This window comes from Streptomyces sp. NRRL S-31 (assembly GCF_000718775.1).
In the GTDB taxonomy this organism is placed as follows: domain Bacteria; phylum Actinomycetota; class Actinomycetes; order Streptomycetales; family Streptomycetaceae; genus Streptomyces.
The window spans coordinates 15064-34434 of sequence record NZ_JOCB01000050.1 but is presented as its reverse complement, the minus strand read 5'-3'; the positions used below and the strand labels follow the sequence as shown (position 1 = coordinate 34434).

The 19371-nt window shown below is 73.8% G+C and carries 20 protein-coding genes; 9 read left to right on the top strand and 11 right to left on the bottom strand.

All coding sequences use genetic code 11. The annotated features are described in order from the left end of the window. Positions 1-34 precede the first annotated feature (34 nt). Positions 35-811 (top strand): phosphate ABC transporter ATP-binding protein PstB, encoded by a 777-nt coding sequence (gene pstB, locus IF37_RS0120340; protein WP_030744451.1) that lies wholly within the window; start codon positions 35-37, stop codon positions 809-811. A gap of 171 nt (positions 812-982) precedes the next feature. On the opposite strand, the gene IF37_RS0120335 is transcribed toward pstB, so the two are convergent. Beyond that, the gene (locus IF37_RS0120335; RefSeq protein ID WP_030744449.1) at positions 983-1981 is read right to left on the bottom strand and encodes an inorganic phosphate transporter; all 999 of its coding nucleotides are present in this window, start codon (positions 1979-1981) and stop codon (positions 983-985) included. A gap of 7 nt (positions 1982-1988) precedes the next feature. Further along, the gene (locus tag IF37_RS0120330; RefSeq protein WP_030744448.1) at positions 1989-2609 is read right to left on the bottom strand and encodes a DUF47 domain-containing protein; all 621 of its coding nucleotides are present in this window, start codon (positions 2607-2609) and stop codon (positions 1989-1991) included. A gap of 225 nt (positions 2610-2834) precedes the next feature. Here IF37_RS0120330 and IF37_RS0120325 point away from each other — a divergent pair, with 225 nt between their 5' ends. Then, a complete protein-coding gene (locus tag IF37_RS0120325) occupies positions 2835-3143 on the top strand; it encodes a metal-sensitive transcriptional regulator (protein WP_030744446.1) in 309 nt (102 codons plus the stop codon). A gap of 36 nt (positions 3144-3179) precedes the next feature. Here the strand turns inward: IF37_RS0120325 and IF37_RS44975 are convergent, their stop codons facing one another. Both IF37_RS44975 and IF37_RS0120315 read right to left on the bottom strand, forming a co-directional pair. Continuing rightward, entirely contained in the window at positions 3180-3341 is a 162-nt protein-coding gene (locus tag IF37_RS44975; protein WP_173456930.1) for a hypothetical protein, read from the bottom strand. Between the two features lie 117 nt (positions 3342-3458). After that, on the bottom strand, positions 3459-4319 hold the full coding sequence (locus IF37_RS0120315) for a hypothetical protein (RefSeq protein ID WP_030744443.1): 861 nt from the start codon (positions 4317-4319) through the stop codon (positions 3459-3461). Between the two features lie 141 nt (positions 4320-4460). Between IF37_RS0120315 and IF37_RS42300 the strand changes: the two genes are divergently transcribed. Next, positions 4461-4646 carry a hypothetical protein gene (locus IF37_RS42300; protein ID WP_079165816.1) on the top strand — a complete coding sequence of 62 codons (186 nt, stop codon included), beginning with the start codon at positions 4461-4463 and terminating at the stop codon, positions 4644-4646. 46 nt (positions 4647-4692) lie between these two features. On the opposite strand, the gene IF37_RS0120310 is transcribed toward IF37_RS42300, so the two are convergent. From IF37_RS0120310 to IF37_RS0120300, 3 genes are read right to left on the bottom strand one after another with little or no spacing between them, the layout of a single operon-like run. Then, positions 4693-5103 (bottom strand): NUDIX hydrolase, encoded by a 411-nt coding sequence (locus IF37_RS0120310; protein WP_030744442.1) that lies wholly within the window; start codon positions 5101-5103, stop codon positions 4693-4695. Positions 5104-5122: 19 nt separating this feature from the next. Then, positions 5123-6232, bottom strand: a complete 1110-nt coding sequence (locus tag IF37_RS0120305) for a CHAD domain-containing protein (RefSeq protein WP_030744440.1) — start codon at positions 6230-6232, stop codon at positions 5123-5125. Beyond that, complete coding sequence (locus IF37_RS0120300; RefSeq protein WP_079165814.1) at positions 6213-8573, bottom strand: RNA degradosome polyphosphate kinase; 2361 nt, start codon at positions 8571-8573, stop codon at positions 6213-6215. The genes IF37_RS0120305 and IF37_RS0120300 overlap by 20 nt, the downstream gene beginning before the upstream one ends. 359 nt (positions 8574-8932) lie before the next feature. On the opposite strand from IF37_RS0120300, the gene IF37_RS0120295 reads away from it, so the two are divergent. The 5 genes from IF37_RS0120295 (at position 8933) to IF37_RS0120275 (ending at position 13453) form a co-directional block, all read left to right on the top strand. Continuing rightward, positions 8933-9475 (top strand): RNA polymerase sigma factor, encoded by a 543-nt coding sequence (locus IF37_RS0120295; protein WP_030744432.1) that lies wholly within the window; start codon positions 8933-8935, stop codon positions 9473-9475. A gap of 52 nt (positions 9476-9527) precedes the next feature. Next, a complete protein-coding gene (locus IF37_RS0120290) occupies positions 9528-10355 on the top strand; it encodes a zf-HC2 domain-containing protein (protein ID WP_030744425.1) in 828 nt (275 codons plus the stop codon). Positions 10356-10428: 73 nt separating this feature from the next. Then, positions 10429-11289 (top strand): ATP-binding cassette domain-containing protein, encoded by an 861-nt coding sequence (locus tag IF37_RS0120285; RefSeq protein WP_030744410.1) that lies wholly within the window; start codon positions 10429-10431, stop codon positions 11287-11289. A gap of 5 nt (positions 11290-11294) precedes the next feature. Beyond that, complete coding sequence (locus IF37_RS0120280; protein ID WP_106981812.1) at positions 11295-12815, top strand: ABC transporter permease; 1521 nt, start codon at positions 11295-11297, stop codon at positions 12813-12815. Continuing rightward, entirely contained in the window at positions 12803-13453 is a 651-nt protein-coding gene (locus IF37_RS0120275) for a hypothetical protein (protein ID WP_030744406.1), read from the top strand. The genes IF37_RS0120280 and IF37_RS0120275 overlap by 13 nt, the downstream gene beginning before the upstream one ends. 442 nt (positions 13454-13895) lie before the next feature. On the opposite strand, the gene mshD is transcribed toward IF37_RS0120275, so the two are convergent. Then, a complete protein-coding gene (gene mshD, locus IF37_RS0120270; RefSeq protein ID WP_030744400.1) occupies positions 13896-14822 on the bottom strand; it encodes a mycothiol synthase in 927 nt (308 codons plus the stop codon). 185 nt (positions 14823-15007) lie between these two features. Between mshD and IF37_RS0120265 the strand changes: the two genes are divergently transcribed. Next, positions 15008-16792 carry a bifunctional UDP-sugar hydrolase/5'-nucleotidase gene (locus tag IF37_RS0120265; RefSeq protein ID WP_030744397.1) on the top strand — a complete coding sequence of 595 codons (1785 nt, stop codon included), beginning with the start codon at positions 15008-15010 and terminating at the stop codon, positions 16790-16792. A gap of 84 nt (positions 16793-16876) precedes the next feature. Here the strand turns inward: IF37_RS0120265 and IF37_RS0120260 are convergent, their stop codons facing one another. The 3 genes from IF37_RS0120260 to IF37_RS0120250 form a co-directional block, all read right to left on the bottom strand. Continuing rightward, complete coding sequence (locus tag IF37_RS0120260; protein ID WP_030744395.1) at positions 16877-18328, bottom strand: cell wall metabolism sensor histidine kinase WalK; 1452 nt, start codon at positions 18326-18328, stop codon at positions 16877-16879. Further along, the gene (locus IF37_RS0120255; protein WP_030744392.1) at positions 18325-19059 is read right to left on the bottom strand and encodes a response regulator transcription factor; all 735 of its coding nucleotides are present in this window, start codon (positions 19057-19059) and stop codon (positions 18325-18327) included. The genes IF37_RS0120260 and IF37_RS0120255 overlap by 4 nt, the downstream gene beginning before the upstream one ends. Positions 19060-19145: 86 nt before the next feature. Beyond that, on the bottom strand, positions 19146-19364 hold the full coding sequence (locus IF37_RS0120250) for a hypothetical protein (protein WP_030744390.1): 219 nt from the start codon (positions 19362-19364) through the stop codon (positions 19146-19148). Positions 19365-19371 lie beyond the last annotated feature (7 nt).

Below are 19371 nucleotides of genomic sequence, written 5' to 3'. Positions count from 1 at the left end.
GACCGAACAAGACTCATCTGGAAGTGAAGAGGACATGGCCAAGCGAATCGACGTGAGCGGGCTCTCCGCCTACTACGGCTCCCACAAGGCGATAGACGACATCTCGATGACGGTCGAGCCGCGCTCGGTGACGGCGTTCATCGGGCCGTCCGGCTGCGGCAAGTCGACGTTCCTGCGCACGCTGAACCGCATGCACGAGGTCACGCCCGGCGGGCGGGTCGAGGGCAAGGTGATGCTCGACGACGAGGACCTGTACGGCACCGGGATCGACCCGGTGTCCGTCCGCCGCGAGGTGGGCATGGTCTTCCAGCGTCCGAACCCGTTCCCCACGATGTCGATCTTCGAGAACGTGGCGGCCGGCCTGAAGCTGAACGGCAACTACAAGAAGAGCGAGCTGAACGACATCGTCGAGAAGTCGCTCAAGGGCGCGAACCTCTGGAACGAGGTGAAGGACCGCCTGAACAGGCCGGGCTCCGGTCTCTCCGGCGGCCAGCAGCAGCGTCTGTGCATCGCGCGGGCGATCGCGGTCGAGCCGAAGGTCCTGCTCATGGACGAGCCGTGCTCGGCGCTGGACCCGATCTCCACGCTCGCCATCGAGGACCTGATCGGTGAGCTGAAGGAGCGGTTCACGATCGTCATCGTGACGCACAACATGCAGCAGGCGGCGCGGGTCTCGGACCGTACGGCGTTCTTCAACCTGGCCGCCGTGGGCCAGCCGGGGCGCCTGATCGAGATCGACGACACCGAGCGGATCTTCTCCAACCCGTCCGTGCAGGCGACGGAGGACTACATCTCCGGCCGCTTCGGCTGACGGACGCGGCCGCCCCCGGCCGGGCCGGGGCGCGCCGACGGACCCCTCGCGGTGCTGCATGGCGGTGCCACCGCGAGGACGCGAAGGGCCCGCCCCCGGATTCCGGGGGCGGGCCCACCGCGTTCGCCGCCCCGGCCGGCCGGCGGATGCCCGGCGGAAAGGCGCCGCTGTCTACAGGGCCACCAGTTTGACCACGCCGAAGGCGAGGGCGGCCACCAGCGCGGCGGCCGGCATCGTGATGAACCAGCCCAGGACGATGTTCTTGGCCACGCCCCAGCGGACGGCGTTGACCCGCTTGGTCGCGCCGACGCCCATGATCGCCGAGGTGATGACATGGGTCGTGGAGATCGGGGCCTTGAAGATGAACGCGGTCGTGAACATGATCGACGCGCCCGTCGCCTCCGCGGCGAACCCCTGCGGCGGGTCCAGCTCGATGATCTTGCGGCCCAGTGTGCGCATGATCCGCCAGCCGCCGGCGTACGTGCCCAGCGACAGCATCACCGCGCAGACGATCTTCACCCAGACCGGGATCGGGTCGCCGAACGTCTCATGGCCGGAGATGACCAGGGCCAGCACCACGACACCCATCGTCTTCTGGGCGTCCTGGAGGCCGTGGCCGAGGGCCATGCCGGCGGCCGAGACGGTCTGCGCTATGCGGAAGCCGCGCTTGGCCTTGTGCGGGTTGGACCGCCGGAACAGCCACATGATCGCCGTCATGACCAGATAGCCGACGAGCAGGCCGACGACCGGGGACAGGAACATCGGGATGACGATCTTCTCGAGAACGCCGCCCCACAGCACGTCCGTGCCGCCCGCCAGCGCCGCCCCCACCATGCCGCCGAACAGGGCGTGCGAGGAGGAGGACGGCAGGCCGAAGTACCAGGTGACCAGGTTCCAGACGATCGCGCCGATCAGGGCGGCGAAGAGGATGCCCATCCCCGTCGAGCCCTGGGGCGTCTCGATCAGTCCCTCGCTGACCGTCTTGGCGACTCCGGAGCCCATGAAGGCACCGGCCAGGTTCATCACCGCGGCCATGGCGAGGGCCGCCCGCGGGGTCAGCGCCCGCGTCGACACCGACGTCGCGATCGCGTTCGCCGAGTCGTGGAAGCCGTTCGTGTACGTGAAGAAGAGAGCGACCGCGACGGTCACTATCAGGGCGAAGGTGTCCATCGACGCCTCAGGACTCCTTGACGGCGATGGTCTCCACCGTGTTCGCCACGTGCTCGAACGCGTCCGCCGCCTCTTCCAGGACGTCCACGATCTGCTTGAGCTTCAGCACCTCGATCGCGTCGTACTTGCCGTTGAAGAGGTGGGCGAGCAGCTTGCGGTGGATCTGGTCGGCCTGGTTCTCCAGCCGGTTGACCTCGATCCAGTACTCGGTGAGGTTGTCCATGGTGCGCAGGTTCGGCATGGCCTCGGCCGTCAGCTCGGCCGCGCGGGCCAGGACCTCGATCTGCTGCTCGACGCCCTTGGGCAGTTCCTCGACGTTGTAGAGGACGACCAGGTCGACGGCTTCCTCCATGAAGTCCATGATGTCGTCCAGGGAACCGGCGAGGGCGTAGATGTCCTCCCGGTCGAACGGCGTGATGAACGAGGAGTTCAGCTGGTGGAAGATCGCGTGCGTGGCGTCGTCACCTGCGTGTTCCGCGGCCCGCATACGCTCTGCGATCTCGGCCCGGGCAGACGCGTCCGCCCCGAGCAGTTCCATCAGGAGTTTCGAGCCGGTGACGATGTTGTCCGCGGACGCGGCGAACATGTCGTAGAAGCTCGTCTCCCTGGGGGTCAGACGAAAGCGCACGTGGGGTCCTCGGGGTGCTTCGGTTTCGGTCAGGCTGATGCTAGGCGCATCATCCGGCCACGGCTATCGGGCCGCATCCCAGTGTCGCCCATGAGGCAGAGTGGTCGGCACGGGGGCGTACCAAGCCGTCCCTACCCCGCAAAGTTCGTTACCATATACCCACTAGGGGTATGTGGCGGCATGTGTCCCTTTTGTCCGCAGCTCGTCCCGAGACGGAGGCCCGCGATGACGACGACGACCGAGGCCGGCGCCACGCACGGCTACCACAAGCAGAAGGACGAGCACCTCAAGCGGCTGCGCCGGATCGAGGGGCAGATCCGCGGTCTCCAGCGGATGGTGGACGAGGACACCTACTGCATCGACATACTCACGCAGGTCTCGGCCTCCACCAAGGCCCTCCAGTCCTTCGCGCTCCAGCTGCTGGAGGAGCACCTGCGGCACTGCGTGGCGGACGCGGCCGTCAAGGGCGGCGACGAGATCGACGCGAAGGTGGACGAGGCGACGAAGGCGATCGGCCGTCTGCTGCGCACCTGAGCCGCCCGGTGCGCCGACGGGCCGCGCGCACCGCGCTCAGTCCGGATTCCGCTCCTCGGCGACCCGCAGCACCTCGTCGATGCTCTCCAGGCTGAGCCGGTCCTCGGCGGCCGAGGCCGCGATGATCAGCTCTCCGCACAGCTCGATCTCGGCGAGGGCGACGTCGTCCTGAACCGCCGTGCCGCCGACCGGAGCCACCCGCCTCACCTCTCCCCTACCGTCACCGCTTCCTAGGGTAGGCAGTGCTCCACACACCGCGCATGGCACGGACGGGCTACTTACGGGAGGGCGTCCCGGACTAGTGCCTGGCCGGATTCAGCCGCCGCTCGCGGGCTCGTCCTCGGCGATCCGGCCCGTGTAGATGTCCGCCGGGGCCGGCAGCCGGACGTCCACGGGCGTGCCGAACCCGTAGAGCAGCAGGGTGGAGGCGACCGCCACCGCGGCCTTCTCGCGGCCGTTGACGAAGCTGAAGCGCTGCCGGAGCTTGCGGACGCGGCCCTGGTCGTCCAGATAGACGTCGAACGGGACCACCGCCGTGGCGAACCCTCTCGCCGCCGCGGCCAGGGGCGCCCTGTTCCCGGCCGAGGCGTACCGGGCGGCGCGGCCCAGGTCGGCGGTGCCGCGGTAGTGCCGCACCGGGGTGCCGGCCAGCTCGGTGCGCCCGGCGAGGACCGCCTCGCGCGTTCCGCGCAGCAGCTCGGCCGCCGCGTACGGGTCGGTCGCGCCGCCGGTGACGAGGTTGCCGTCGGACAGCGTCGCGGTGTCCACCCGCACCCATTTGTCGGCGGGCACGCCCGCGCCCCGGTTCTTCATGTACAGCGCGCCGGGCGCGAGGAGTTCGGTGATGGGCCGGTGCCCGGAGGCGCCGGAGGCGTCCGCCGGCAGCATCACGGTGAGCCGGCCGAGGCGGCGCCGGTAGTCGTAGACGCCCTTGCCGCGGATGGTGACCCGGGTGCCGCCGGTGGCCATCTCCATCGAGGTGCCCGCCTTGGAGCTGCCCGCGTCGCGCAGCGCGTCGGCGGCCCGGCGCAGGGTGGCGACGGGATCGCCCCCGCCCTTGACGTCCTCGGCGGCGGCCCCGCTGCCCGAACAGCCCGTGGCGCCCGCCCCGAGGCCGAGGAGGATGCCCACCGCGGCGACCGCCTCGCCCGTGCGCCTGACCTGCCGCCGATCCATCGCCTGCCCACCTCAGCCGGTGTCCGTCACGGGACCCTCTGTCGCTCGGTTAACGACGGGTCGAGGGCGTCGTCACGCGCCGCCGGGGGAGGTCCGACGGCCGTGGGGGTGGGTGGGCGCGGGCTGGGTAACGTTGTCCGGGTGGGATTCACCTCGGCGCAAGCGGACGGGCCGGAGCACGCCCCGTCCGGGCGGGAACACCTGACGACGACGACCGAGCAGGGACGCTTCTGCGTGGCCCGGTGCAGCTGCGGCTGGCGCGGCCCCGCCCGCCGGGCCAGAAGCCAGGCGCGCACGGACGCGGAGGACCACGGGGCGGGCCGGTGAACGGGCCCCGGGGGGCCGGGGGTACGAGGTCCCGGCCCCGCCGTCCCTAAGGGCGCGTCGGCAGGCCGAGCGCGTCCACCAGGTCGCGGTCGAGGTGCTGGGTGAGCCGGGCCCGGGCGGCGGCGGGGGAGAGCCACAGGATGCGGTCGACCTCGGAGTTGGGCGTGAAGTGGCCGGAAACCGCCTGTGCGGCCCAGTAGCGCACCCGCTTCGGCCGCCCGCCCGCGTAGTAGCGCACGGCCGGCAGTTCGTCGCCGGGCTCGGCGGCGTACCCGGTCTCCTCGGCGACCTCGCGCAGGGCGCCGGCGACCGGGTCCTCGCCCCGCTTCAGCTTGCCTTTCGGGTGGGACCAGTCGTCGTACTTCGGCCGGTGGACCAGACACAGCTCCACCTCGCCGGTGACCGGGGAGCGGCGCCACAGCACGCAGCCGGCCGCCTGGATCTCGGGGTCGTTCACACCGCCTCCTGACGGGGGTTCAGGGCGCGTCGACGGTCTGCGTCTGCCACGCCTGCTGGAAGGCGAACCGGGCCGCCTCCACCTCGTGCCGCTGGTCTGCGTGGAGCACGCCGAGCGCGTAGGCGGTGGCCGGGGTGATGCGCGGGGTGCGGGCCGCCTGGGCCGCCGCCGCCGCTGCCTCGGAGGCGTCCCGGTGCCGGTTCAGCGCCTGGCCCGCCGTCAGCAGCCGCACGTCCAGGGGGGCGTCGCCGCCGTACAGCACCTCACGGGCGTACCGGTACAGGCGCAGCAGCAGGCGGACCTGGTGCCAGGGGCCGTCCTGGGGGTGCGGGGACGGGTCCGCGGACAGGCCGTGGACCAGTGCCTCCGCGTTGTAGGGATGGCCCGCGGTGACCAGGGGGAGCGCGGTGACGGCGTCGGTGAGGCGTTCCCCGGCCGCGCCGGCGAGCGCGGCGAGGCCGGTGGCGGGGGCGGCGGGGGTGAGGGGGACCTCGCTGGCGAGCAGGGCGACCTTGTCGGCGACGGCGTGGAAGCGGGACGAGCCGAGCGCCTGGAGTGCCGTGGAGTGGGCCCGGGTCCGGGCCAGGGTCAGCTGGCGTTCGAGCAGGGCGCCCGCCTTGGCCGCGCCCACGGTGAGGCTGCCGCGTTCCCGGGTCGCCGTCGCGCCGGCCGGCCGGCCGCCGGGCGCCGCCCTGCCGGCGACCAGGGCGTCGACCGTCCGGACGGACACCGCCGTCGCCCCGGACAGCCGGTGCAGCGCCAGCAGCAGCCGCTCCAGACGGGCCTCGTAGGCGTGCTCCAGCCCCAGCGTGCCGGAGAGCCAGGCCAGTTCGGGGCGCATCTCCTCGGACCAGCCGGCATCGAGCAGGGGGCGGAAGGTGTGCAGGCTGCCGCTGATGCGGCGGGCCGAGCGGCGCAGGGCGCGCGCCGCGTCGACGGACTCCTCCGCGCCGTCGTTCCCCACGCCCGGGTAGCCGCGCGCGGGGGCGCCGGCGGTGCCGCCGGTCTCCCGGTGCAGGCGGAGGGCGCGCAGGAACTCCGTGGCCTGGGCGCGCAGGTAGCGCGCGAGGGCGTCGCCGGTCACCGCCCCGGCCGTGGGGTCCGTCGGGTCAAGGTGTTGCTGTGCCACGCCGGCGCCTCCGGGCGTCTATGAGCATCTCCTGGACGTTGCGCAGGGGTTGGCCGTCCGTGTCGGTCGCGTGTCGCGTCCACTCGCCGTCCGGGCCGAGGTGCCAGGAGGCGGTGGTGTCGGACATGCCGGTGTCCAGCAGTCGGTTGAGGGCTGCGCGGTGGCCGGGGTCGACGACCCGGACCAGGGCCTCTATCCGGCGGTCGAGGTTGCGGTGCATCATGTCGGCGCTGCCGATCCACACCTCGGGTTCGCCGCCGTTGCCGAAGGCGAACACCCGGGAGTGCTCCAGGAAGCGGCCGAGGATCGAGCGGACCCGGATGTTCTCCGACAGGCCGGTGACGCCGGGGCGTATCGCGCAGATGCCGCGGACCCAGACGTCGACCGGCACGCCCGCCTGGGAGGCCCGGTACAGGGCGTCGATGACCGCCTCGTCCACCATGGAGTTGACCTTGATGCGGACGAAGGCCGGGCGGCCCGCGCGGTGGTGCTGGACCTCCTTGTGGATGCGGGAGACCAGGCCGTCGCGGAGCGACTTGGGGGCCACCAGCAGCCGGCGGTAGGTCTCCCGGCGCGAGTAGCCGGACAGCCGGTTGAAGAGGTCGGAGAGGTCCGCGCCGACCTGCGGGTCCGCGGTGAGCAGGCCGAGGTCCTCGTACAGGCGGGCGGTCTTCGGGTGGTAGTTGCCGGTGCCGACGTGGCTGTAGCGGCGCAGGGTCTCGCCCTCCTGGCGGACCACCAGGGACAGCTTGCAGTGCGTCTTCAGACCGACCAGGCCGTAGACGACGTGACAGCCGGACTCCTCCAGCTTGCGCGCCCACTTGATGTTGGCGTGCTCGTCGAAGCGGGCCTTGATCTCGACCAGCACGAGGACCTGCTTGCCGGACTCGGCGGCGTCTATCAGCGCGTCCACGATGGGCGAGTCGCCGGAGGTGCGGTACAGGGTCTGCTTGATAGCGAGGACGTCCGGGTCGGCCGCCGCCTGCTCCAGGAACGCCTGCACGGAGGTGGAGAAGCTGTCGTACGGGTGGTGCAGCAGCACGTCCCGGGCGCGCAGGGCGGCGAAGATGTCCGGCGGGGAGGCGGACTCCACCTCGGCCAGGTCGCGGTGGGTGCCGGCGACGAACTTCGGGTACTTCAGCTCCGGCCGGTCCAGGCCGTGGATGCGGAACAGGCCGGTCAGGTCGAGCGGGCCGGGCAGCGGGTAGACCTCGGCCTCGGAGATCTTCAGCTCGCGGACCAGCAGGTCGAGCACCTCGCGGTCGATGGACTCCTCGACCTCCAGGCGGACCGGCGGGCCGAAGCGGCGCCGCATGAGTTCCTTCTCCAGGGCCTGGAGAAGGTTCTCGGCGTCGTCCTCCTCGACCTCCAGGTCCTCGTTGCGGGTGATCCGGAAGGCGTGGTGCTCCAGGATCTCCATGCCCGGGAACAGCTCTTCCAGGTGGTTGGGGGCGGCGATGACGTCCTCGATGGGGACGTAGCGGCCCGGGGACGCCTCCAGGAAGCGGGTGAGCAGCGGCGGCACCTTCACCCGCGCGAAGTGCTTGTGGCCGCTGACCGGGTTGCGCACGACGACGGCCAGGTTCAGCGAGAGGCCGGAGATGTAGGGGAAGGGGTGCGCGGGGTCGACGGCCAGCGGGGTCAGGACCGGGAAGATCTGGTGCCGGAAGAGCGTGAAGAGCCGGGCCTGCTCCTTGTCGGTCAGCTCCGACCAGCGGACCAGGTGGATGCCCTCCTCGGCGAGCGCGGGGGCGACGTCCTCGTGGTAGCAGGCGGCGTGCCGGGCCATCAGCTCGCGGGAGCGGGCCCAGATCATCTCCAGCACCTCGCGCGGCTGGAGGCCGGAGGCGGAGCGGGTGGCGACACCGGTGGCGATGCGACGCTTCAGGCCGGCCACCCGGACCATGAAGAACTCGTCCAGGTTGCTGGCGAAGATGGCGAGGAAGTTCGCGCGTTCCAGCAGGGGCGTGTCCGGGTCCTCGGCCAGCTCCAGGACCCGCTCGTTGAAGGCGAGCCAGCTGCGCTCCCGGTCGAGGAAGCGGCCCTGCGGCAGCGGGGTACCGCCGCCCGCGGCCTCCTCGTAGACGTCGAGGTCGGCGTCGAGGTCGGGTTCGAGATCGGAGACCGTCGCCGCCACGGCGTGCTGGCGGTGCGCGGCGATGGAGCCCACGGAGGGCTGCGGGTGCTGGACGTCGGCCTGCGTCTCTTGCTGACTCATGAACCCATTCTTCCGCGCCACGGGCGACACAGGCGCGTCGGAACGTGCGGGCGGGAGCGTCACGGCCCCGTTCCCCGCGGGACCCTCGGGGGGCGGCGAAGGCTCTGGCACGGCGGGCTTCATTGGCCGAGCGTCGCAAGCCCGGCTGAATCAATGGTTACGGCGACATGACGTGCGGGATAGCGGGGGGCGGCCCGAAGGGGTCGCGGGGGCGGGAAACGCCGGTCCGGTCGGTCTTCCCCGCCGTGGCGTGAACGTACCGCACCGGCGTGCGCGCGGGCGTCCGGCGACGGTGCCGAGACCGCGCCGCGCGCCGGTGGCCGGGGACCGGCAGGCCGGGGCGGAGCGCCTGTTCCGAGCGCTGGACGATCTCGTGGGTCAGGGGCTGCCCGGAAGCCGGTGGTGCGGGAGCCGCCCGGAAACCGGCCGAAGACCGCGCGGACGATGTGAACCGATCGGCGGGCCCGTTCCGATGAGGAGACGTGAGCGAGACGAGAAGCGACGGGGAACTGCTGCGGGCCATCGCGGCGGACCGCGACCGGCACGCCTTCGAGCAGCTGTACCGGCGTTACGCGCCGTGGCTGACCGCACGGCTGCGCGGGCGCTGCGCCGACGCCGGTGTCGTCGACGACGTCGTCCAGGAGACCTTCCTCGCCGTCTGGCGGGGCGGAGCGCGCTACCGCGACGAGGGCGAGGTGGCCGGCTGGCTGTGGCGCATCGGCGCCCGCCGGCTCGTGGACGCGCAGCGCGGCGACGGGGCGCGCGGCCGGCTGCGGCAGATGCTGGCCCGGCTGCGGCACCGGGACGAGGTGTCCGCCGAGGACCGGGTGCTCGCCGGGGTGGAGCACGGGGACCTGGCGGGCGCGCTCGTCCGGCTCTCCCCGGAGCTGCGGGCGGTGCTCCAGGCGACGGTCGTCGACGGGCTGACCACCCGGGAGGCGGCCGTCCTGCTCGGGATTCCGCCGGGCACGGTCAAGACACGGGCGATGCGGGCCCGGAAGCAACTGCGGGAGGCACTGGCATGACGGAACGTTCCGAACGGCCGGCCGTACTGCCGGTGTCCCCGGGGGTGGCCGGATGAGCTGGCACGTCACCGAGGACGACCTGCGGGCCTACGCGCGCGGGGAGCTGTCCCCGCCGCTGCTGTGGTCCGCCGACACCCACCTGGCCGGCTGCGCCCGGTGCCGGGCGGCGCTGGCCGCGGCCGGCGACCCCGCCGCGCTGGACGCGGCGTGGGAACGGCTGGACGCCGAGCTGGACGCGCCACGGCCCCGCCTGTTCGAGCGGCTGCTGGTGCGCCTCGGGGTGGCGGACCACACGGCCCGGCTGCTGGCCGCGACGCCGGTGCTGCGCCGCTCCTGGCTGGCGGCGGTCACGCTGGTGCTGGCGATGTCCGTGCTGACCGCACGGACCGGCCACTCGGACACCTTCTTCCTGGCCGTCGCCCCGCTGCTGCCGCTCGCCGGGGTCGCCCTGTCGTACGGGCCCGCGGCCGACCCGACGTACGAGATGGCGGTCGTCTCCCCGACGCACGGCTTCCGCCTGCTGCTGATCCGCACGGTCGCCGTGCTCGCCGCCGGACTCGCCCTGAGCGGCCTGGCCGGCCTCGCCCTGCCGGGATTCGGGCTGAGCGCGTTCGGCTGGCTGCTGCCCGCGCTCGCGCTCACCGCCACCGGGCTCGCGCTGACGCCGGGGCTCGGACCGGTCGCGGGGCCCTCGGCGGCCGGCGCCGGCTGGGTGGTCCTGCTGCTCGTGGCCGGCGCCGCCCGGGAGGGCGGTGACCGCGTGCTCGCCCCGTTCACCGCGGCCGGGCAGGGCGTGGCGGCCGGGGTGGCGGGGCTCGCCGCCGGGCTGCTCTTCCTCGCCCGGGACCGTTTCGACCAGTCCCACGGGGGCGCCCGGTGAGCCGCGTCCCCCGTCCGTCCCACGCCCTTCCTCCCCGGGGGACCCGCTCCCCCCTCGCGCACAGGAGCGCCGTATGACCGTCACCGTCTCCGCCTCCGGGCTCAGCCTCCGCTACGGCGCCACCGACGCGCTCGACGACGTGTCCCTGCGGCTGAGCCGGGGCGTCACCGGGCTGCTCGGGCCGAACGGCGCGGGCAAGACCACCCTGCTGCGGGTGCTGGCCACCGCCGTGCGGGCCGACCGGGGCGCCTTCACGGTGCTCGGCCACGACCCGGCCGGCGCGCGGGGCCGCCGGGAACTGCGGCGCCGGCTGGGCTACCTGCCGCAGACCCCCGGCTTCCACCCCGACTTCACCCCCTTCGAGTTCGTGGACTACGTCGCGATCCTCAAGGAGCTGACCGACCGTGCCGCCCGGCACCGGGAGGTGCGGCGCGTGCTCGACTGGGCCGACCTCACCGAGGTGCGCGGCAAGCGCATCAAGAAGCTCTCCGGCGGCATGCGGCAGCGGGTCGCGCTGGCCGCCGCCCTCGTCGGCGACCCCGGATTCCTGGTGCTGGACGAACCGACCGTCGGCCTCGACCCCGAACAGCGCATGCGCTTCCGGGAGGTGATCGCCCGGGCCGGGGAGGACCGCACGGTCCTGCTCTCCACCCACCAGACCGAGGACGTGGCGATGCTCTGCCACCGGGTGCTGGTCATGGCGGGCGGCCGGATCCGCTTCGACGGCACCCCGGCCGAACTCACCGGGCGGGCCGCCGGACGGGTGTGGAGCAGCACCGGACGCGACCCCGGGGCGAAGGCCGGCTGGCGTACCGCCGCGGGCGCCTTCCGCAACGTCGGCGACCCGCCCGACGGCGCCGACCTCCTCGAACCCACCCTGGAGGACGGCTACCTGCTCACCCTCGACGGCGACCTCGCGGAGGTGACCGCGTGACCGCGCTGCCGACCGGTGCCGAACCGGCGACGGCCCCCGCCCCAGCCCCGGGCGCCCCCCGGGCGGCCGTGCTCGCGCTCGCCCGCTTCGAGGCCCGCGGACTGCTGCTGCGCCTGCCCGTCCTGCTCGCCCTCGCCGGGTACGCGGCCTGGATCGTGTGGCACAACCTGAGGCCGTACGACGACTACCCGGCGCTCCAGGACGCCGACCGCGCCACCCAGGGCGGACCACTGATCGTCGGCCTGGCCGCGCTGCTCTGCGCCAACCACGCCGTGCTGCGCTCCCGGCGCCGGGACACCGAACGCCACCTCGGCGTGCTGGTGCTGTCCCGGGGACACCGTACGGCCGCCCACGCGCTGTCCGTCGTACCGCTCGCGCTGCTCACCGCCGCCGGGGTGGCCGCGCAGTTCGCCTGGGAGGCGGCCAAACCCGGAGCGGTCGGCCGGGGCTCGGTGGCCGAGCTGCTGGCCGGACCGCTGACGGTGCTGCTGTTCGGGGCGGTCGGAGTGCTGCTCGCCCGGCTGGCGCCGTCGGCCGTCGCGGCACCGCTGCTCGTGGTGGTGTGCTGGGTGATGTTCGTCGGGGCCGCGTTCCCCTTCGCCGGGCAGGAGACCGGGGCCGCCTGGTTCGCCCCGGTGGTCGGCGCGGCCCGCACCGACCCCTTCCCGTCCGCCCTGCTCGGCCGCCCCGCCGCCTGGCACGCCCTGTACCTCGCCGGGCTCGCCCTGACGCTGGCGCTGCTCGCCGTCCTGGTCTCCGGCACCCGCACCCGCGGTGTCCAGGCCGCGCTCGCCGCCGCGCTCGGCCTGACCGTGCTAGGCGGGGCCGCCCAGACCGGCGACGTGCCCGCGGGGACGACCGCCGCCCGGGTGCGCGCCTCGCTGACCCCCGAGAAGGACCAGACCTGCGTACGGCGGGGCACCTCGGCCTACTGCGCGTTCCCCGAGTGGACACCCCGGACCGACGACTGGGCGCGGGTCGCGCGGCGGGTGCAGGCGCTCGCGGGAGGACGCGCGCACGGGCAGCGGCTCCTCGTCCGGCAGCGGCTGGAGGCCCGGTACGGGCTCGGCGGTGACGCCGCGCTCACCCCGTCCACCACCCCCCACCAGGTGACCGTGGGCACCGCCTGGGGCGGCAACCGCGTCCCGGAGTTCTCCACGGCCGTGGCCGGGGTGCTGGTCGCGGGCGACGAGAAGTCGGCGGCCGGGCTGTGCGACGGCCGGATGGTCACCGTCATGTGGCTCTCCCTCGCCTGGCAGGACGACCCGGAGTCCGCGCTCCGCCACGTCCGCCTCGACGACAGTCTCAGCGGCTCGGCGGTGGTCCTCTCCCCGACCGAACCGCTGACCATGACCGCCGGTCAGACCAAGGTGGTCCGCGCGCTGCTGCACCGGCCCCTGCCCGGCGTCGTCGGCCGGGTCAAGGCGCACTGGAGCGAGCTGACCGCCCCGCGCGTCACCACGGCCCGCGTGGCCGAACTGCTCGGCGTGCCCGTCCGGGTGGGGCCGGACCGGTGCGCGGAGTGATCCCGGCGCTGGTGGTACCGGTCTGGCGCACGCTGCCGTGGCGGACGCTGGGCGCGGCCGGGGCGGCCGGGCTGCTCACCGCCGGGCTGCCCCGGCTGCTCGGCCGCGAGGGCGGCGGGCCGCTCGCGCTGAACCTGCTGCGGGCCGCCGCGCTCGCCCTCGCCCTGGGCCTCGCCTTCCTGCTGGACGACCCCGCCCGGCACGGCACGGCCCCGGTCCCGACCGGCCGGGCCGCCCGTGCCGCGCTGCGGGTGGCGCTGGTGGCGCCGGTCGCCGCCCTGTGGTGGACGGCCGTACTGCTCCTGGTGCCCGGTCAGGTCCGGCCGCCGGCCGGGGACGTCACCCTGGAGGCCGGGGCCGCCTGCGCGCTGGCCGTGGCCGGTGCCGCGGTCGCCGTGCGCCGCACGGACGACCCGTGCCCCGGCCTGCCGGTGGCAGCGGCCCTGCTCGCGGCCGCCGTCCTCGCACCGCTGCTGCTGCCGGACGACTGGGCGCTGTTCGTCGGGCCCCGGGACCCCAGGTGGCCGGCCGCGCACGCACGCTGGGCGTGGCTGCTGGCGGCGGCGGTGGCCGTGGGGGCACTGTCGCTCCGCGAGCCCCTGCCGCACCGCGCCACCCGCCCGCCCCGCACCGGCTGACCCGGCACGGAGCGCGGGTGCGGCGCACGCGTGCCCGGTGTGCGGGTGCCGCCGTGGTGGTTTCGGTGTTCGGGAGGTGTCCCGGCCGCCGTGCCGGTGCTGCTCGGGTTCTGCGGCTGTGGCGCGGGTTGGCCTGCTCGGGGCTGGCGCGGGTGCGGGGGGCGGGAGCCCGCAGGCGCCCGCCCGGTACGCGCCCGCCACCGAGCCGGTTACGGCGAGAGGCCCTGTCGCCCGCCGGGGCCGCGCCCCGCGCCCCACCGGCCGCCCCGCTCCCCGTCGGCCGCGCCCTACGCCACACCGGCCGTCCCCATACGGCGCCTGGCCGGGATCAGTGCGGCGTCTGGTCGGGCTCCCGGCGCTTCGCCGGGAGCCCGGTGTGCTGGGTGTCGCTTTCGGTGCTCGGTCGGTGGGGTCGGTGGGCGGAACGGGCGGGCCCCGACGGTCACGTCTCCGTGCGGTACATCAGGTCCGTCTCGTGGATCGTGAAGCCCAGGCGCTCGTACACCGTCACCGCCGCCTTGTTGTCGGCGTCGACGTAGAGCATCGCGGTCGGCAGCTGCTGGGCGGCCAGGTGGCGCAGCCCGATCGTGGTGAGGGCCTTGCCGAGGCCGCCGCCCTGCTCGCCGGGCCGTACGCCGACGACGTACACCTCGCCGAGCCCCTCCTCGGCGTGCGTCTTGGTCCAGTGGAAGCCGATCAGCTCGCCGCGCCGCTCGGCGAGGAAGAAGCCGGCCGGGTCGAACCACGACTCGGCCTTGCGGTCGTCCAGGTCCCGCTGGGTCAGCGAGCCCTGTTCCGGGTGGTGGGCGAAGGCGGCGGCGTTCACCGCGAGCCAGGCCGCGTCGTCCTTGCCGGGCACGAAGGCGCGCACGGTGACGCCCTCCGGCAGCACCGGGTCCGGCAGTTCGAGGCCGGTCAACGGGCGCCGCATCTGGCGCAGTTCGCGGAACAGGGTCAGACCGAGCACCTGGGCGAGGTGCCGGGCGGCGGGGTGTCCGCCGTGCGCCCACACCCGCAGCCGCTTGCCGGAGGCGGCGAGCAGGGCCGAGCCCAGCGCCCGGCCGTGCCCGTGTCCGCGGTGCCCGGGGTGCACGACCAGCTCGGCGGCCGGTGCCTCCACCGGGTCGGTGTCCTCCAGCTGGGCGTACCCGGCGAGTTCGCCGTCGACCGCCAGCAGCAGGTGCGAGACGCCCTCGCGGCTACCCCCGCGCAGTTGCAGCCGGCCCTGTTCGGACACCGGCTGCTGCCCGTCCACCCGGGCGGCGTCGCCGAGCAGGCGCAGCACGGCCTCGGCCTGGTCCGGGGTGAGCGCGGAGTAGGTCTCGATGGAGCGGGCGGGAAAGCCCCGTACGGTGTCGTCGCTGCTCATGCGTATGAGGGTACGGGGCGGCCGGGGCGAAGTCCCGGTGCGACGGAGACGGAGGGACGGTGCGGAAGGGGCCGGAGAGGCGCCGGTGAAGGGAAACCAGGATGTAACCCGGAACCCCCTGTCGTGCTACGCGCGTTGACCTTAGGCTGCGCCGAACCGGCACAGCCGATCCACAGGGGGGTCCCATGCCAGCCGCACCCCGGCGCACCAGACGCACCACCTTCGCCTTCCTCGCCACCGCGGCCGGTCTCGCCACGGCCGCCGCGCTGACCACCGCCCCGTCGGCGGACGCGCACGAGGGCCACCACCGTGCGGGCCGCTACCAGGACGTCCAGCTGCTCTCCTTCAACGACCTGCACGGCAACCTGGAGCCCCCGTCCGGCTCGTCCGGCCGGGTCACCGAGACCCAGCCCGACGGCACGCTGAAGACGGTCGACGCGGGCGGCGTCGAGTACCTCGCCACCCACCTCCGCCAGGCCCGCAAGGGCCACCCGTACTCGGTCACCGCGGCCGGCGGCGACCTGGTCGGCGCCTCCCCGCTGCTGTCGGGCCTGTTCCACGACGAGCCCACCGTCGAGGCGCTGAACGAGCTGGACCTGGACGTCACCTCGGTCGGCAACCACGAGTTCGACGAGGGCGCGAAGGAGCTGGCCCGCCTCCAGAACGGCGGCTGCCACCCCACGGACGGCTGCTACACGGACAAGGAGTTCCAGGGCGCCGACTTCCCGTACCTGGCCGCGAACGTCCTGGACGAGAAGACGAAGCAGCCGATCCTCAAGCCGTACTGGGTCTGGCAGAAGAAGGGCGTCAAGATCGGCTTCATCGGGGTCACGCTCGAGGGCACCCCGGGCATCGTCTCCGCCGACGGCGTCAAGGGCCTGAGCTTCAAGGACGAGGCCGAGACCATCAACAAGTACGCCAAGGTGCTCCAGCGCCAGGGCGTGCAGTCGATCGTGGCCCTGATCCACGAGGGCGGCTACCCGGCCTCCGGCTCCTACAACTACGACTGCGACTCCCCGGGCGCCGGCAGCGGCATCTCCGGCCCGATCGTGGACATCGCGAAGAACGTCACGCCCGCGGTGGACGCCCTGGTCACCGGCCACACCCACAACGCCTACGTCTGCACCGTCCCGGACCCGTCCGGCCGCCCGCGCATGGTCACGTCGGCGGCTTCCTTCGGCCGGCTGTACACCGACACCACGCTGACGTACGACCGCCGGACCGGCGACATCGTGCGGACGGCGGTGAAGTCCGCGAACCACGCCGTCACCCGGGACGTCCCCAAGGCGGCGGACATGACCGGTCTGATCTCCCGCTGGAACACCCTGGCCGCCCCGATCGGCGACCGGCCCATCGGCTACGTCTCCGCCGACGTGAACAACACCGGCACCGAGTCCCCGATGGGCGACCTGATCGCCGACGCCCAGCTCGCCCTCGGCCGTGAGCTGGACCCGAGGACCAGCCTGGCCCTGATGAACCCGGGCGGGGTCCGGGCCGGCCTGACCTACGCGGCCAAGGGCGCCGAGGGCGACGGCGTGGTCACCTACGCCGAGGGCTTCACGGTGCAGCCGTTCGCCAACACGGTGAACCTCCAGGACTTCACCGGCGCCCAGCTGATCCAGGTGCTGAAGGAGCAGGTGAGCGGCGCCAACGAGGCGGCCCCGAAGATCCTCCAGCCGTCGGCCGGCCTCACCTACACCCTGGACCTCACCCGGTCCGGGGCGGACCGCGTGGTCACCGGCTCCATCCGGCTGAACGGCGCCCCGGTCGACCCGGCGGCCACCTACCGCGTCGCCACCAACAGCTTCCTCGCGGGCGGCGGCGACGGCTTCCCGACCCTGGGCCAGGGCACGGGCGACCTGGTGGGCGCGGACGACCTGACGGCCCTGGAGAAGTACCTGACCGCGAACTCGTCGGCGGCGAACCCGATCGCCCCGCCGAAGGCGGACCGGATCACCGTGGTGCGGTAGGCCCTGTCCCGGCCGTCGTCCACAGCTGTGGACGCGCGGCGCCGCCGCCCCGGACCCACGGCCGTGGGCACCGGGCCCGGCCGGTCAGCCGGCCGGTGTCTCCGGCGGCGGTGTCGGCGCCCCCGGCAGCCGTACCGTCGCCACCGTGCCACCGCCCTCCGCGCGGGCCAGGGTGACCTCGCCGCCCGCCTGCTGCACGGTGCGGGCCACGATGGACAGGCCGAGGCCGGAGCCGGGCAGCGCGCGGGCGCCGGGGGAGCGCCAGAAGCGGTCGAAGACGTGCGGGAGTTCGTCCTCGGGGATGCCGGGGCCGTGGTCCCGCACCGTCAGCACGCCGTCGGCCAGCCGGACCTCGACCGTGCCGCCCTCGGGGCTGAACTTCACCGCGTTGTCCAGGATGTTGACGACGGCCCGCTCCAGCGCGGACGGCTCCGCCCGGACGAACCAGGGCTCCAGGTCCGCGGTGAGGGACAGTTCCGGACCGCGCAGCCGGGCCCGGCGCAGGGCCGCCTCGACGGTGTCCCGGAAGGCGACCACCTGCACGCGCTCGCCGCGCTGCCCCTCCGAGCGGGACAGCTCCTGGAGGTCGCCGATCAGCGCGGCCAGCTCGGTCATCTGCGCCTTCACCGAGGCCAGCAGCGCCTTGCGGTCCTCCGGGGGCAGCGGGCGGCCCGTCTCCTCGCTGCGGGTGAGCAGTTCGATGTTGGTGCGCAACGACGTCAGGGGCGTGCGCAGTTCATGGCCGGCGTCCGCGATCAGCTGCTGCTGGAGTTCCCGGGAGCTGGCCAGCGAGGCGGTCATCGAGTTGAACGACCGGGACAGCCGGGCGATCTCGTCCTCGCTGTCCTCCTCGACGGGGATGCGCACGCTCAGGTCCTCGGTGCGGGCCACGTGCTCGACGGCGTCGGTGAGCCGGTCGACCGGGCGCAGCCCGACCCGTGCCACGGCGAGGCCCGCGGCACCGGCGCCGACCACCCCGACGGCCGACACCAGGAGCAGGATCAGGGCCAGGTCGTTGAGGTTCTTCTGGGTGCTCTTGAGCGGCAGGGCGACGAGCACGCCGACGTTGGGGCCGCGTTCGCCGCTCGGCGTGGCGGTGGCCAGCACGGGCCGGGTGAGCACGCGCAGGTCGTTGCCGTCGGCGTCGGTCCCGTTGCGGTAGTAGATCGTGCCGAGGTCCAGCTGCCGGATCTCCGCCTTGTCGGCCCCGGTGACCTTGATCTTCTCGGTGGCGCCCCCGAACAGGCAGACCTCGCCGTTCTCCGTGACGACCTGGGAGTACCGGTCCCCGAAGAGGGTGTCGGAGGGCGGGGTGTCCGTGCAGTGGGTGAGGGCGTTGAGCACCTGGTCCATCTGGGTCGTGTTGCGCAGCGACTTCCGCAGGTCCTCGTCGATCTGGTCGTACAGCTTGCGCTCCACGATGAACCAGCAGGTCATCGACACCGCGGCGACCGCGAACGCCACCGCCGCCGCGACCAGCATCGCCAGCCGTGCCCGGATGGGCAGCGCCCGGTACCGGCGCACCAGGTGCCTCACTCGGCGCCGCCCTGGCGCAGGACGTACCCGACGCCCCGCACGGTGTGCACCAGGCGCGGCTCGCCGCCCGCCTCGGTCTTGCGGCGCAGGTACATCACGTAGACGTCGAGCGAGTTGGAGGACGGCTCGAAGTCGAAGCCCCACACCGCCTTCAGGATCTGCTCCCGGGTGAGCACCTGGCGCGGGTGGGCCATGAACATCTCCAGCAGGGTGAACTCCGTGCGGGTCAGTTCGACCGGCCGGCCGCCGCGGGTGACCTCCCGGGTGGCGAGGTCCATGCGCAGGTCGCCGAAGGTGAGCGCCTCGTCCTCCTGGGCCTCGGCGGACACCGCCGCCGCGTAGGAGCTGCGGCGCAGCAGCGCGCGGATACGGGCGAACAGCTCGTCCAGTTCGAACGGCTTGACCAGGTAGTCGTCGGCGCCCGCGTCCAGGCCGGTGACCCGGTCGCCGACCGTGTCGCGGGCGGTGAGCATCAGGATCGGAAGGGTGTCCCCCGCACCCCGGATGCGGCGGGCCGCCGTCAGGCCGTCCATGCGGGGCATCTGGATGTCCAGCACGACCAGGTCCGGCTGGTAGGCGGCGGTCTTCTCCAGGGCGTCCGCGCCGTCGACGGCCTCCTCGGTGTCGTACCCCTCGAAGGCGAGGCTGCGCCGGAGCGCTTCGCGTACGGCCGGCTCGTCGTCGACGATCAGGATGCGCTGGGGGTCACGTTCGCCTTCGGCGGGGCTCATCGCTCGCGGTTCCTCGGGGTGCGGTGGGTCGGGGTGTCTCTCAGCGTGCCACGTCCCGCGGGCCGGCGAGGGACGCGCGGGCCGGGTCAGGCCCGGACCGCGTCCAGGCGGTGCAGGGTCACCTTGCGGCGGTGCCGGCGGGTGGCGGAGGTGCGCAGGCCCATCAGCTGGGGCGCCGGGGTCGGGACCACCTCCGGGGCGCGGGGCGCCGGTACGGGCACGTGGAGCTGGGAGGCGATGGAGAGGGCCAGGGTGATGCCGGCCGGGCCGCGCTCGGCCATCCGGTGGGGAACGTGCTTGATCATGACCTGC

Excerpts from the sequence above, each read along its gene's own strand:
- pstB (WP_030744451.1), top strand. The coding sequence starts at position 35 with ATGGCCAAGCGAATCGACGTGAGCGGGCTCTCCGCCTACTACGGCTCC.
- IF37_RS0120335 (WP_030744449.1), bottom strand. The coding sequence starts at position 1,981 with ATGGACACCTTCGCCCTGATAGTGACCGTCGCGGTCGCTCTCTTCTTC.
- IF37_RS0120325 (WP_030744446.1), top strand. The coding sequence starts at position 2,835 with ATGACGACGACGACCGAGGCCGGCGCCACGCACGGCTACCACAAGCAG.
- IF37_RS0120315 (WP_030744443.1), bottom strand. The coding sequence starts at position 4,319 with ATGGATCGGCGGCAGGTCAGGCGCACGGGCGAGGCGGTCGCCGCGGTG.
- IF37_RS0120300 (WP_079165814.1), bottom strand. The coding sequence starts at position 8,573 with ATGAAGCCCGCCGTGCCAGAGCCTTCGCCGCCCCCCGAGGGTCCCGCG.
- IF37_RS0120290 (WP_030744425.1), top strand. The coding sequence starts at position 9,528 with ATGAGCTGGCACGTCACCGAGGACGACCTGCGGGCCTACGCGCGCGGG.
- IF37_RS0120285 (WP_030744410.1), top strand. The coding sequence starts at position 10,429 with ATGACCGTCACCGTCTCCGCCTCCGGGCTCAGCCTCCGCTACGGCGCC.
- mshD (WP_030744400.1), bottom strand. The coding sequence starts at position 14,822 with ATGAGCAGCGACGACACCGTACGGGGCTTTCCCGCCCGCTCCATCGAG.
- IF37_RS0120265 (WP_030744397.1), top strand. The coding sequence starts at position 15,008 with ATGCCAGCCGCACCCCGGCGCACCAGACGCACCACCTTCGCCTTCCTC.
- IF37_RS0120255 (WP_030744392.1), bottom strand. The coding sequence starts at position 19,059 with ATGAGCCCCGCCGAAGGCGAACGTGACCCCCAGCGCATCCTGATCGTC.
- IF37_RS0120250 (WP_030744390.1), bottom strand. The coding sequence starts at position 19,364 with ATGATCAAGCACGTTCCCCACCGGATGGCCGAGCGCGGCCCGGCCGGC.